The sequence below is a fragment of the Nonomuraea cypriaca genome (genome assembly GCF_015645445.1).
GTDB lineage: Bacteria > Actinomycetota > Actinomycetes > Streptosporangiales > Streptosporangiaceae > Nonomuraea > Nonomuraea cypriaca.
Window position 1 is genome coordinate 56,324 of sequence record NZ_JADOGI010000026.1, and the last position, 13,359, is coordinate 69,682.

Sequence of the window (13,359 nt, forward strand, 5' to 3'; positions counted from 1 at the left end):
ACTTTTACGATTTGGCCGCCGGCTTCTTGGCGGGAGCCTTTTTCGCCGGGGCCTTCCTCGTGGTCTTCTTGGGCGCGGGCGCCCGCTCACGACGCTCGGCCAGCAACTCGGCCGCCCGCTCGATCGTGATGTCCTCGACCGTGTCACCCTTGCGCAGCGAGGCGTTCGTCTCCCCATCGGTCACATAGGGCCCGAAACGTCCCTCCTTCACCACGACGGGCTTCTTGGAGTTGGGGTCGTCACCCAGCTCGCGCAGCGGCGCCGCGGCCGCGGCACGCCCCCGCCCGCGCGGCTTGGGCTGCGCGAACAGCTCCTTCGCCTGCTCGATCGTGACCGTCAGCAGGTCCTCCTCGGAGGTCAGCGAACGAGAGTCGGTCCCCTTCTTCAGGTAGGGGCCGAACTTCCCGTTGAACGCCACCACCTCCTCGCCCTCCAGCTCGCCCACGACCCTGGGGATCGACAGCAGCCTGAGCGCGTCCTCCAGCGTGATGGTGTCCAGCGACATCGTCTTGAACAGTGAACTGGTACGCGGCTTCGGCACGTCGGCCTTCTTCGTCCGCCGCTTCGGCGTCTCCTCCTCCGACGGCTCGGGCAGGACCTCCGTGACATAGGGCCCGTACCGGCCGTCCTTGGCCACGATCATGTGCCCGCTCACCGGGTCGTGCCCCAGCTCACGGTCGCCCGTGGGCCGCGAGAACAGCTCCTCCGCCTTGTCCGCGGTCAGCTCGTCGGGCGTCATGTCCTCGGGCACGTTGACCCGGGCACCGTCCCTGTCGAGGTAGGGGCCGTACCGGCCGACGCGCAGGACGATGTCCGTCCCCTTGATCGGGAAGGAGCTGATCTCCTTGGCGTCGATGTCGCCCAGGTCGGTGACCATCTCCTTCAGGCCCTCGTCGCCGTCCGCGCCGTAGTAGAAGCGCTGCAGCTCCGGCACCCGCTCCGCCCGGTCGTTGGCGATGTCGTCGAGCACCTTCTCCATGTCGGCCGTGAAGTCGTAGTCGACCAGGTTGCCGAAATGCTGTTCCAGCAGGTTGACCACGGCGAACGCCAGGAACGACGGCACCAGCGCCGTGCCCTTCTTGAACACGTAGCCGCGATCGAGGATCGTCCCCAGGATCGAGGCGTACGTCGAAGGCCGCCCGATCTCCCGATCCTCCAGCTCCTTGACCAGCGACGCCTCGGTGTAACGCGCGGGCGGCTTGGTCGAGTGACCGGCCACGTCGAGCCTGGTCACGCTCAGCGTGTCGCCCTCGGCCAGGTTCGGCAGCCGCTTCTCGGAGTCGTCGCGGTCGGTCGACGGGTCGTCGGACCCCTCGACGTACGCCTTGAGGAACCCGTAGAACGTGATCGTCCGGCCGGACGCGCTGAACTCGACGTTCTCGCCCGACGACGACCTGCCGCCCACCTTCACCGTGACCGACTCGCCGACCGCGTCCTTCATCTGCGAGGACACCGTACGCTGCCAGATCAGCTCGTAGAGCCGGAACATGTCGCCGGACAGCCCGGTCTCGCCCGGCGTGCGGAACTCCTCGCCGGACGGCCTGATCGCCTCGTGCGCCTCCTGCGCGCTCTTGACCTTGCTGCTGTAGACGCGAGGCTTGTCCGGAACGTACTGGGCGCCGTACAACTTGATCGCCTGCGAGCGCGCGGCCGTCACCGCCGTCTCCGACAGCGTGATGCTGTCGGTACGCATGTAGGTGATGAAGCCGTTCTCATAGAGCCGCTGCGCGACCTGCATCGTGTACTTCGCGGAGAACCCCAGCTTCCTGCTGGCCTCCTGCTGCAACGTGGTGGTACGGAACGGGGCGTACGGCTTACGCGTGTACGGCTTGCGCTCGACGGTCTTGACCCCGAACGACGCCCCCCGCAGCCGGCTCGCCAGCTCGCCCGCGGCCGCCTCGGACAGGTGCAGCACGTCGGCGTTCTTGAGCAGGCCTGTGCTGGCGAAGTCGCGGCCCTGTGCCACCCGCTTGCCGTCGACCAGGGTCAGCGTCGCGGTGAAGTCACGCGGCCGCTCCTCCGCCTTGCCGGTGTCGAAGAGCGCCTGCAGATCCCAGTAGTGGGCGGCGGTGAACGCCATGCGCTCCCGCTCGCGCTCCACCACCAGCCTGGTCGCCACGGACTGCACCCGGCCCGCCGACAGGCGGGGCTTGACCTTCTTCCACAGCACGGGGCTGACCTCGTAGCCGTAGAGCCGGTCGAGGATGCGCCTGGTCTCCTGGGCGTCCACCAGGCGCAGGTTGAGGTCGCGCGGGTTGGCCAGGGCCACCTGGATGGCCTGCGGGGTGATCTCGTGGAACACCATGCGGTGCACGGGGACCTTGGGCTTGAGCACCTCTCGCAGGTGCCAGGCGATGGCCTCGCCCTCGCGGTCCTCGTCCGTGGCCAGATAGAGCTCGTCGGCGTCCTTCAACAGCTGCCGCAGCTTGTTGACCTGCGATCGCTTGTCCGGGTTGACGACGTACAGCGGCTCGAACTCGTGCTCGACATTGACCCCGAGACGCGCCCATGGCGCCCCCTTGTACTTCTCGGGAATGTCGTCGGCCTTCTCCGGCAGGTCGCGGATGTGACCGATGCTCGATTCGACGATGTAGCCGCGCCCGGCAAGGTACCCGGCGATCGTCTTCGCCTTGGCAGGCGACTCGACGATCACCAGGCGTGTTCCGCCGGCGCTGCCGTTCTTGGCTGGCACGCTGCTTCCTACCTCGCTGTTCGCTCGCGAATCCCCCTGAGCCGTGAGTCGGCACAGACTGAAAGGTAACCCGACTCGCGGAAATTTCCTTCCCCCGGGCTACCCACTAGCTTCCGGGTCCACCCACAAGCACGCAGAATAAGGCCCATCGAGCGGCATGGCGCCCTGACTCACCCTGGAGACTAATCGTTGTGCTCGACTACTCCTACATGGATATCTTCATTCCGCGCGACCTCACTCGCGAAGCAGCACGTCAGCTGCTGACCGAACACGCAGAGTACGGTCAGTGGGAGCTGGCGCGGGTCCGCGTGCACCCTGACGGCAGCCGTCACGTACGGCTACGCCGCAAGGTCATGCGGGTACGCAGCACGCTGTGAACGCGGACAACGCTTTGCCCGCCCCGGGCCGCGCCCCCGGAACGGGCAAAGCATCTATCGCTGACTACTCATGGATGCGAGCAGTAGCCGTACCTTGTATATGTACTTCCTGAATCCTGTGCTTCTGGATCTCCCCAAACCTACTTCCGGCCGAACCGGAACCGGCGGGCCGTCGCGAAGAGCGTCGCCGAGACGGCGAACATCGAGCCGAGGACGAGGGCGAGCAGCGAGTTCGCGTTCATCCCTGTGACGCCGGCGGGCTGAGCGGCGCTCATCAGGCCGAGGCCGGCGAGCGGCAGGGACTCGGCGGTCGAGGTGATCGTGTCGCCGACCGGGGTTGAGCCGAGCAGATCGGTGGCCGGCTCCAGCACGGGGTCCGGCCGCTCGGGGACCGGGCGGTTCTTGGGTGTGGGCGACGACGCGGCGAGGTGCTTCGGCAGGATCGGAGACTGCCCCAGGCCGGGCAGCTCGGGCAGATGCGGCAGCCCGAACGACTTGGAGGCTTCGCCGAAGCCCTTGGCGGTGCCCTCGAAGAAGGGCTGCGCGTTCATGCCCGCGCCCTGCACCGGATGGGTGACGTTGCCGAGGCTCTGCAGCCCGCCCAGGGCCGGGACGACCGGCAGCATGGGCAGCAGCGCGCCCTTGGCGGCCACCGGCTTGCCGAGGACGCCGAGGCGGCCGTTCTGGTGAAGGCTCCCGTGTCCTGCCCGGCCGGGGTTCGCCCCGCCGAGGCAGCCGGCCGCGGCGTCACCCAGAACGGCGGCGGCATTGCCGCAGACGTTGATCGGAGCGGTGATCGGCGCCACGATCTGGTTGCCGCTCAGCACCCCGGCCTGCCCGGACGTGTGGTTGCCGCCCGCGCCGCGACCGGCGTTCTTCACGTGGGCGCCGCCCTTGCACCCGGCGAACGCGCGGCCGAGCACGGCCGCGGCGTTGCCGCAGACGTTGATCGGAGCGGTGATCGGCGCGATGACCTGGTTGCCGCTCAGCACCCCGGCCTGCCCCGACGTACGGTTGCCGCCCGCGCCCGAGCCGCCGTTCTCGACCGCCGCGCCGCCGCTGCATCCAGCGATCGCGTTTCCCACGGCGTTGCCGCAGACGTCGACGGGCAGGCTGATCGGGGCGATCACCTGGTTGCCGCTGCCGGCCCCGAAGCGCCCGTCGGTGTCGTTGCCCGACGATCCCGCGGCCATGTGGCGGCTCTGATAAGCGCGCCCCGGCCCGCCGTTGGTGACGCTCGCACCGCCCTTGCAGCCCGCGAACGCGCGCCCGACCGCCGCCACCGCGTTGCCGCAGATGTTCACCGGCAGGCTGATGGGCGCGATGATTTGGTTGCCGCCCAGCACGCTCGCGTCGCCGGACGTACGGTTACCGCCCGCACCACCCCTGCCCTGATTGCGAACGGTCGCGCCGCCCTTGCAGCCCGCCGTCGCGCCGCCGAAGATCGCCACCGCGTTGCCGCAGGCGTTGATGGGCGCGCTGATCGGCGCGACGACCTGGTTGCCGCCCAGCACACTGGCGTCGCCGGACGTACGGTTACCGCCCGCACCACCCCTGCCCTGATTGCGAACGGTCGCGCCGCCCTTACAGCCCGCGTCGGAGCTCCCGATCAGGGAGAGGGCGTTGCCGCAGGCGTTGATCGGCGCGCTGATCGGCGCGGTGATCTGGTTGCCGCCGAGGATGCTCGCGTTGCCCGACGTCCTGTTGGAGCCGCCGCCCGCGCTCTGGTTCACGACGTCGGCGCCGCCCTGGGAGGAGGCCTCCGACGAGCCGATCGCGGCGATGGAGTTGCCGCTGATGTCGATGGGCAGCGAGATCGGCAGGTCGATCTGGTTGCCGCCGCCGATGGAACCGTCGCCGGAGGTGTCCGCGAGGGCGGTGCCGCCGCCGAGCGACATGACCGCGACCGCGAGAAGGGCCGCGGGAGTAGATGCCTTTGCCCACGTACGCATGAGAATGCTCCTTGTGGCTCTAGGGGGATTACCTGAACGGTTCGCAGGCATGCCGAGGCCGTCGCGAGATGATCGCGCACAGCGGTGACCCCGGGTTCGCGAACCTGATGGAACTGACGTGTTCACCCGCCGGCGGAGGGGATTCCGGCCGCGCTCCGCCGCTGTTCTCGGCCGTTGCTCAGGGCCGATGGATGTATGGGGCGGGATCAGTCAGGAGAGAAAGAAGGGTCGTCCGCCGCTGTGCGGACGACGGGGGGAAGCACGCACGCCAGGAAGGCGCGCTGAACCTGGAGCCGCGGGTCGAAGACGGACCTCGCGACATCCCCCGCAGCGGGCCCGAACGGGCCGCTGCCACCGCCATTGGGCACCAAGCCATTGGTGTCCAGGATCTTTCCGGCGGTGGACGGTGCTGGCAGGCCAGGATCCTGCTGGCTGTTGAGCCCGTCGACCGTGCGCCCGGCCATCGCTTCGGCGTTGTCCGAAGCCGCGCTGTGCTGAGTGCCGGTGAGGGCGCGGGATGTGGTGCCTCCGGCCGCCTGGCCGGCGTTCTCATCCACCTCGGTGACACTCGCGTGCGCCTCGGTGGCGTTCGCATCCGCCTCGGTGACACTTGCGGGCGCCTCGGTGGTACTCGCGGGCGCCTGGTTGGCTTCCGTGTCCGCCTCGATGGCGTTTGCGGTTGCCTGGGTGACTTCCGCGTTCGTCTCAGTGGCGCTCGTGGGCGCCTGGTTGGCGCTCGCGGCTCCCTCTGCGGCGTTCGCGGCCGCCGGGGCGGCGGTGAGTGTGCCGAACAGGACGGCGAACAGCCAACCGGCGGCCACCAGGGCCCCGATCCCGGCTGCCCGCACGACGAGCCGACGGGCACCGGCCGCGAACCGCGCCATCCGGTCAACCCGATCGGCAGTCGCGTTCTGCCCCGGGACGGTCACGGGCAGACGGTGGGCAGGGAGGGTCGTCGACCCCCACTGCCGCACCGCCGCGCGCGCCACGTGACCTCCCGCGTTTCCAGAACCGGCCTCAGCTCGTGAGGCCGGTCCATGGACTCACCCCTCAACGGTCCGTAACCGTAGCAGCACCCATGGTTGCCGCAAGGCCTTTTCACCTGGGACCCAGAAATTCACCAAGCCCCCGCCGACCAAACCCCCCGCAATCACCCCAAGGGCCCCGGCGCTCCGCCATGAGACACCCATCAGGAGCCCCCGGCCCCGCCATCCCGGCCTGCCGCTGCACCGCCGAAGAGCGGACCGATTCTTGGTATGACGCACTCCTCAGAGTTTGCTAACCTTACTGAGCCGACGCGGGATGACGGTCTCGCGTGCAGGCACCAAGTCCGGGTGGCGGAATAGGCAGACGCGCTAGCTTGAGGTGCTAGTGCCCAGTGATGGGCATGGGGGTTCAAGTCCCCCCTCGGACACCAAGATCATTCATAGGATCGCATAGATATGCAAGATTGAGCCGATGCCCGAGACAGGTTTGTCCGGGCATTTCGCTTGTCTCGGTCGACTCAGTTATGGGTGCGCTGCATAGTCCTCCATGGGGGTTCGACTCGCCGGCCGGCCGTCACATCATGATGATGATGCTTTCGCCTCGGACAACGGTCACGAGCGCGGGGATATCCGGCTGGTAGGTGAACGTCAGACCCATCGAGCGGCACATGGCGACCTGTCCGGCGAGGGCACGCGGGACGTCGATCATTTCCAGGTCGCTCCGGTTCTGTGATGCCGCGACGGCTCGGATGAGCAACGCGCCCAGGTGCTCGGCCACCTTGTCTTCACGGATGAAGACGTTGCGGTGATGCCCTTGACGACACCGGTAATTGGGCCGGTTGTTGGTCCATGACCCCTCCATGGACCGCTGACAGAAACCGCAGCGCAGCAGCCCCCTGAACACGTAGGCCCGCGATGTCCCGAGAATCACAGGGGCGACCTGGGCACGATCAAAGTTCTCCAGGCTGACGATCGCAGGGTGGGCAGGACGGCGCGACCACACCCACGAAGACCCGGGATTGCCCCGCCTCACCTGGTGAACACCCACAGCGACATCACAGGGATCGACCAGCACCTCCGTCGTACGTTGCTTGTTCCACACCTGGTAACCGGTGTAGCGGGCGTTACACAGGATCGACAGCACGGTGCCGACCGTCCACATCTCGCCCGAGCGGTGAGAATTCCGCGAGCCGACGGACACGGAACCCGGTCAGCGTTGAGGGCGGCAACGATCCGTCCAGCGCCCAGCCCATCGAGCCGGAGCATGAAGATCCTCCTCACCACCGCAGCCGCCGGCGGATCCAGAGCAAGCCGGTGAAGCCGTACCCCTGCGGCGGCCGGCTGCGGGCTGGGATGGGGTCCAGCATCGGCCAGCCGATACCCGTACGGCGGACGCCCGCCCAGGAACCGGCCCTCGAACTCGGTCTGGGCTGACATCGCGGCCCGAACCCTGACCTGGATCCGGCGGCGCTCGGTCTTGGAGATCCCCGCATACATCGACATGATGAGGTTGTGCGCCTCAGAGTCCGGATCAACGGGGCCGCCGATCTCCGGAACCCACAGCGGCACGCCGAAGTGGGCGAACAACGGAAAGTCAGGGCGTACTGATTGTCGTAGAAGACCCGCTGCGGTTCACCGATCACAACGGCGTCAAAGCCCCGTTCCGAGTCGTTCAGGGCGGCGAGCAGGCGCGCGGCCTGAGGCCGCCGGGACCAGGCGACCGAACGAGAGTACCCAACATCGAAGAACTCGGTCACGATCATGCCGTTGCCTTCGATCAACCGCTCGGCCCGGGAGCGTTGCCACTGTTCCGAAGTCGTGGGATCTTGCAGATCCTCGGCTCCTTCCAGCGTACGCACACCACCGCCCAGCTCGCCGACCGACGGCGCACGGGAACGAATCTCCTCCACCGAGGGTCCGTCCGGACGATGGCGTCCCCTCAGGAACTCCCAGCGGTGGGTTGTCCACGATCGGCGGATGCGGCTACGGACGATGATGATCGTGTCAGCGAGGTCGAAGAATAGTCGATGACGACGGCCAGCCGAACACCCGAGCGTGATCAGATAGAGCGGGCGAACAAGCGCAAGACGCGATCTTTCCTGCGCGGACGGACCCCGTCAAACCACAGGTCAGAGCCGTCGTGGCTGCGTTTTGACGCGGTACACGCTCAAGCGGCTTGACCGGATGGTGGCGCTCGTGGAAGCGGATCCGGGTGGGAGCCCTGGCCGTTGCCAGGGCCCCCACCCCTCGGCGAGCGGATCCCCGTTGCCAGGGCAAGCCTGCATCAGGTTCACCGGCCTATCGGATCACCGCGCGTCCCACCGGATCAGGGGGCGATGCCCACGCCTCCACGCCGGGCCAGTGCCCGCTCCTGCGCCGCGGTCAGCACGGGCCAGTGGCTCGCTCCGGGGCGCGGATACACCCGCGACGCGTAGTCGGCGGGGACGAAGCCGGGATCGTGGAAGCAGCCGGTGCCGTAGGCGGCGGCGAAGGCCGGGCAGGACGCGGCCACCGATGCGGCCGTGGGCTTGGCGCCGGTGCGCACCCAGGCTGACAGCGCCGACACCGCGTTGGCGTACTCCGCGATGCTCAGCCCGCTGTGCTCGCTCTCCCGGGTGAAGGTCTGCACGAGGTACTTGTCGGCGCGGGCGCCCTCCAGGCTGCCGCGGTAGGCCGCTTCCTGCTCGACGAAGGCCGTGGGGTCGTCGATCGCGTGCACGGTGAGCACGGGGATCGAGACCGCGCCGGTGACGTCGCTGTCGAAGGACAGGTCCCGCACGGCCGACCGGTCGGCGGAGAATCGCTCGACACCGGCATTGAGCGCCCGGTCGTCGTGGGATCCGGAGTAGCGGACGTTCCGGTTGCCGAACGGGTTCCGCCCGCCGAGCCGGTTGTGGACAATGTCGCGGAAAGTGAAGGTGGCGAACCTGAGGTGTGACTCCAGCGTGCGCTCAGGAATCTTCGTCACGGCGAGGATGTCGTCGAGGTTGCGTTGTTGCTCGGGCGTGCGGTCTTCGGGCTTGGCGTCGTAGCCGGTGCACTCGCGCAGCCGGCCGCGCAGGCCGTCCGCCGTCATCGTCGAAGTCTTGCGCAGTCCCATCCACAGCGGGTATTGGGGCTCGGACGGGCGCGGGTGGTTGTGGCAGTAGTACTGGTAGACCACGCGCAGGTCGACCCGGTAGTCGTAGCCGCGCGAGCCACCCGCCAGCACGCCGCTGGTGAGCAGTACTCCGTCGTACGGCGAGTTCCGGCCGTTCCCGTAGATCTCCGCGACTTTGGCGGCGACGTTGCCGCCCCAGGACTGGCCGTGGACGAAGGTCCGCTGCGGTCGCCCGAACCTCTCGACGAACAGCCGCCGCAGGTTCTCGGTGTCCTCGGCCGCCATCCTGGTCCCGTAGCCGCCGCGACGGTAGGCCGAGCCCGCCCAGGCGTAACCCTCGCGCACCATCACCGACCAGCGTTCGAGGTCGTCGGGACTGCGTTCGGGGTCGGACCCCTCGGTCAGGTCGGGTCCGCCGTGGGCGTGCATGACCAGCGACCCGTTCCAGTCCCCGGGGACGGCGATCATGTAGTGGGCGCCGTTCGTGTCCTGCCCGCGGTAGCAGGTCGCCTGTCCCGAGAGCGCGGCCGGGCAGGGCGCGAGGCCGGGTTCGGCCGCCACGGCGGCGGGCGAGCCGACCCCGGCGAGCAGAGGTCCGAGGAGAACGCCGGCTAACGCGGCGAGCCCGCGTCGCCGGGATCGGTGTCTGGAGGGGGCCTGGGGAATTCGGCCGGGCAGCTGACGCATGTCCACGAAAGTCGTTCTCCTTCATCACTCCGCGCCTCGAGCGGCGCGAGGCTTTGATGTTAGGAAGGAGGGCTTGTTAACCGAATGTTTCGTCAATTGTGTTCGTAGATCATGCTGGAGCTCCCGGTTCCGGACGGCAGGGGTGACCGTCGCGCCGGCGGAGCCGATGATCGCGCAGCACCGCCACCTCGTGACGCAACACCATGATCTCGACGTCCTTCGACGCCTGGCTACGGCCCAGCGAGATCGGCCAGCCGAACACGCCCGTCACGCTGCGGCCGATCGGCGGCAGCAGCAGCACGGCCACGCCTTGTAGGGCGAAGATCGCGGAGGCGATGAGGGCGGCGGGCAGCCGGGTCTGCAGGCCGGTGGTGATCAGGCGGCCGGTCACCGACAACACGCTCAGCAGCCCGGCCAAGGTGGCGGCCATGACGGGCGACTGTCAAGGACACCAGGGGCGAGGCCACCACCCTCGCGGCGCCGCCTGCCGCGAGCAGGGCTACCTGCCCGAGGCCCTCCACTTCCTCGGCAAGGCGGAGGAGCTCTGGGACGACCTCGCCGACTCGGCGGCCGTCGCGCACGTCAGGTGACTGGCGGGCACGGTGCATCTGGAGCGTGGAGACTACGCCGCGGCGTGGGCCGCTCTCACCGCCGCGCCAACCACAGGTCAGAACCATCGTTGTTGCATTTTGACGCGGTACAGGCCCCTCACCCATCGCCACGCCTGTGATCAGATCGAACTCGTCCGTCATCGCCATGGACTCAACCCCCGGCGCGCTTGAGAGCTTCGCTCTTCTGCGCCTGGATCTCCTCGTCGAACCGCTCGGCCAGCCTCGTCAGCTCCGGGACTTTGTCCGGGTATCGGTCGGCGAGATTGTGGCGCTCGCCCTTGTCCTTTTCGATGTTGTACAGCAGCGGCTTGCCCCGATCTTCTTCGGGCTCGACCTGCCCTATGTCGTCGCCTTCCCAAAGGCCGTTCTCCCGTTCCGGAAGGTGTAGCTTCCAGGGGCCGGAACGTACGGCGTTCAGAGTCCAGTGGTGATAGTGGTAGAGCGTCCGGTGCCGGGCGGGACGTCCGAGCAGGGCCGGGGTCAGGTCGACGCCGTCGATCGGCCGATCCCGGGGAATGTGGCCGTTCGCCGCCGTGGCCAAGGTGGGCAGTACGTCGGTGAGGCACACGGGTTGCTCGTGGACCGATCCCGGGCGAATGCGGCCCGGCCATCGCACGACGAACGGGACCCGGATGCCGCCTTCGTAGGTCCACCCCTTCCCGGCCGCGGAGCCCGCCGGTGCCGTGGACCTTGGGACCGTTGTCGCTGGTGATCACGACCAGGGTGTTCTCGGTCAAGCCGCGGGCCTCGATCTCGTCCAGCACCCGGCCGATGTGGAAGTCGGCCTGGTGGACGAGATCGCCGTACGGGCCCGCCTTCGACGAACCCCGGAACCGCTCCTCCACGTGGTACGGCTCGTGCGCGGGGTTGTAGGGCAGATAGAGGAAGAATGGCCGATCGTCGCCCTGCCGGATGAACTCGATCGCCCTGTCGGTACAGCGGCGCGACAGATGGACTTGCTCCTGTTGGTCCATCATGTCGATGATCTGCCTGCCGTCATACAACGGGAACGGCTTGTCCTTGTTGAATCCCGGTGTCCCGAAGAACGTGTCGAAGCCGTGCTGTTCGGGATGCAGTTCCGGCCGTGCGGCGGGATCGCCGAGGTGCCATTTGCCGAACATTCCCGTGCGGTATCCCGCTTCGCGCAGTACGTCGCCCAGGGTGTGCTCGTACTCGGGCATCCCGTCGCGGGCCTGTGGACCGGGAACCCAGGGCAGGCCGACCCGCTGCGGGTAGCGGCCGGTGCGCAGGGCCGCGCGGGCCGGCGTGCACACCGGGGACGCGGAGTCCATCTGGGAGAAGGTCATGCCCGCCCGGCCGGCACCGTCGATCCGCGGAGTCTTGATCTCACGCGAGCCGTACGAACTCCAGTCTCCATAACCCACGTCATCTAGCATGATCAACACGATGTTGGGCGACCGTCCGACCCTGCCCGTCTCGCGACCCGACGCCGCTGCCGCACCACTCCATGCGTGGGTCGCGGCCATCGCGGCGAGCGCCGCGCAACCGCCGAGTATCGTCCGCCGACTGGGCTTGTAGGTCCCACTCACAACCCTTACCTCCTCAAACGCGGGAAATGAACATCGGAGATGGAAACTACGGGCACGGCAGGTCGGCCGTCGTCATCCTCTTGACGGCGGTATGCGTACTCCCGCCGACCTACTCCGTGCTCGGCCGCGGGCGTATCTGGACCTTCCTCATCAGGTTGCGACCTGTCCATATACGCCGATTTGCGTAGCCGAGGTTGCGTTCCAGGGCTGATGCCGGGCGATCCGCCGCACCCCAGGATGGGCGGTCGTCGGATCAGAGCAGGAAAGGGGCGCATCACATGAAAGCCGTGGTGATCGGGGGCGGACTGGGCGGGCTGACCTGCGCGGCGGCCTTGCAGCGAGCCGGATGCGAGGTCACCTTGTTCGAGCGGGCGCAACGGTTCGAACAGGTCGGCGCGGGGATCACCATCGGACCGAACGCGCTGCGGGCACTGGACACGCTCGGTATCGGGGAGCGAGTCCGCGCACTGTCGGCCATGCAGGGCGACGTGGCCATGCGCCGCTCCAACGGCACCGTGCTCATCAGAACGAGCGGCGCCGCCGCGACCGCTCGTTACGGCGACCCGACCGTGGTGCTGCCCCGGCCCGTGCTGATCGACCTGCTCGCCACACTGCTTCCCGCCTCCTGCCTCGTCCTGGGCACCGAGGTACGGAGCTGCGGAGCCGACGCGGGCATGGTCCGTACCGACGACGGCATGCACGAGGCCGATCTGGTCGTCGCCGCCGACGGCATCTGGTCGCGGACCCGAGCCGCGTTGTTCCCCGGCCATCCTGATCCGGTGTTCACCGGGATGACGGCCTGGCGGTTCATCACCGACCGACCGCCTGGCAGCCGGGTCGCCGGCCAGTTCCTCGGGCGTGGCCTGGAGGTCGGGGTGATGCCCATGGCGCACGACAAGATCTACTGCTACGCCGGCGCGCCCGCCGCCCCCGGCCACACCGCCCCCGATGAGAAGGCTGAACTCCTGCGGCTGTTCGGCGGCTGGGTGGCGCCGGTTCCCGAGCTGATCCGGGCTGCCGCGCCCGAGTCGGTGCTCCGCAACGACGTCTACAGCCTCGACACCCCGCTGCCGGCCCTGCACAAGGGAAGGACCGCCCTGATCGGTGACGCGGCGCACCCGATGATGCCCAGCCTGGGGCAGGGCGGCAACCAGGCGATCGAGGACGCGATCGTCCTGGCCCACCACGTCACCCACGGGGAGGGCCTGGAAGGCTACACCCGCGCCCGCAGGGAACGCACCGCCGAGATCGTCCGCAAGTCCCGCGCCCTGGGACGCATGGCGCTGCTGTCCAACCCCGCGGCCGTGGCGCTGCGGGACGCCGGGCTGTGGCTGGCCGGTCGACGAGGCGGCGATTCCCTCCTCAAACACGGCGACGCGGTCAGCAGCTGGCGCCCCCCGGGAG

At 68.5% G+C, this 13,359-nt stretch carries 9 protein-coding genes, 1 tRNA gene and 2 pseudogenes; 4 read left to right on the forward strand and 8 right to left on the reverse strand.

All coding sequences use genetic code 11. The features are described from left to right. Positions 1-4: 4 nt before the first annotated feature. Positions 5-2,692 (reverse strand): type I DNA topoisomerase, encoded by a 2,688-nt coding sequence (gene topA, locus ITP53_RS11570; protein ID WP_195895354.1) that lies wholly within the window; start codon positions 2,690-2,692, stop codon positions 5-7. A 209-nt stretch (positions 2,693-2,901) separates the two neighbouring features. On the opposite strand from topA, the gene ITP53_RS11575 reads away from it, so the two are divergent. Continuing rightward, a complete protein-coding gene (locus ITP53_RS11575; RefSeq protein WP_207755854.1) occupies positions 2,902-3,069 on the forward strand; it encodes a DUF5703 family protein in 168 nt (55 codons plus the stop codon). A 140-nt stretch (positions 3,070-3,209) separates the two neighbouring features. Here ITP53_RS11575 and ITP53_RS11580 read toward each other — a convergent pair whose 3' ends face one another. Together ITP53_RS11580 and ITP53_RS11585 are read right to left on the reverse strand one after the other, a co-directional pair. Next, positions 3,210-5,021, reverse strand: a complete 1,812-nt coding sequence (locus tag ITP53_RS11580) for a chaplin (protein ID WP_195895355.1) — start codon at positions 5,019-5,021, stop codon at positions 3,210-3,212. A 206-nt stretch (positions 5,022-5,227) separates the two neighbouring features. After that, complete coding sequence (locus ITP53_RS11585) at positions 5,228-5,950, reverse strand: hypothetical protein (protein WP_195895356.1); 723 nt, start codon at positions 5,948-5,950, stop codon at positions 5,228-5,230. 399 nt (positions 5,951-6,349) lie between these two features. Between ITP53_RS11585 and ITP53_RS11590 the strand changes: the two genes are divergently transcribed. Beyond that, positions 6,350-6,438 (forward strand) — tRNA-Leu (locus ITP53_RS11590). A 143-nt stretch (positions 6,439-6,581) separates the two neighbouring features. On the opposite strand, the gene ITP53_RS55945 is transcribed toward ITP53_RS11590, so the two are convergent. From ITP53_RS55945 to ITP53_RS55950, 3 genes are all read right to left on the reverse strand, one after another. Then, complete coding sequence (locus tag ITP53_RS55945) at positions 6,582-7,169, reverse strand: recombinase family protein (RefSeq protein WP_268961011.1); 588 nt, start codon at positions 7,167-7,169, stop codon at positions 6,582-6,584. 1,164 nt (positions 7,170-8,333) lie between these two features. Continuing rightward, positions 8,334-9,800: a hypothetical protein gene (locus ITP53_RS11605; protein ID WP_207755856.1), complete on the reverse strand. Its 1,467-nt coding sequence runs from the start codon at positions 9,798-9,800 to the stop codon at positions 8,334-8,336. A 103-nt stretch (positions 9,801-9,903) separates the two neighbouring features. After that, positions 9,904-10,224: a hypothetical protein gene (locus ITP53_RS55950; protein ID WP_207755857.1), complete on the reverse strand. Its 321-nt coding sequence runs from the start codon at positions 10,222-10,224 to the stop codon at positions 9,904-9,906. On the opposite strand from ITP53_RS55950, the gene ITP53_RS11615 reads away from it, so the two are divergent. Next, positions 10,223-10,384, forward strand: a complete 162-nt coding sequence (locus ITP53_RS11615; RefSeq protein WP_195895357.1) for a hypothetical protein — start codon at positions 10,223-10,225, stop codon at positions 10,382-10,384. The two genes, ITP53_RS55950 and ITP53_RS11615, sit on opposite strands and share 2 nt — an antisense overlap. 172 nt (positions 10,385-10,556) lie before the next feature. Here ITP53_RS11615 and ITP53_RS11620 read toward each other — a convergent pair. Both ITP53_RS11620 and ITP53_RS61015 read right to left on the reverse strand, forming a co-directional pair. After that, positions 10,557-11,051 (reverse strand): annotated as a pseudogene (locus tag ITP53_RS11620) (sulfatase/phosphatase domain-containing protein); the annotation flags it as partial. 76 nt (positions 11,052-11,127) lie between these two features. Further along, positions 11,128-11,892, reverse strand: a pseudogene (locus ITP53_RS61015) (sulfatase-like hydrolase/transferase); the annotation flags it as partial. 341 nt (positions 11,893-12,233) lie between these two features. On the opposite strand from ITP53_RS61015, the gene ITP53_RS11635 reads away from it, so the two are divergent. After that, positions 12,234-13,359 (forward strand): FAD-dependent monooxygenase (locus ITP53_RS11635; RefSeq protein ID WP_195895359.1); only part of this gene is annotated, 1,126 nt, incomplete at its 3' end.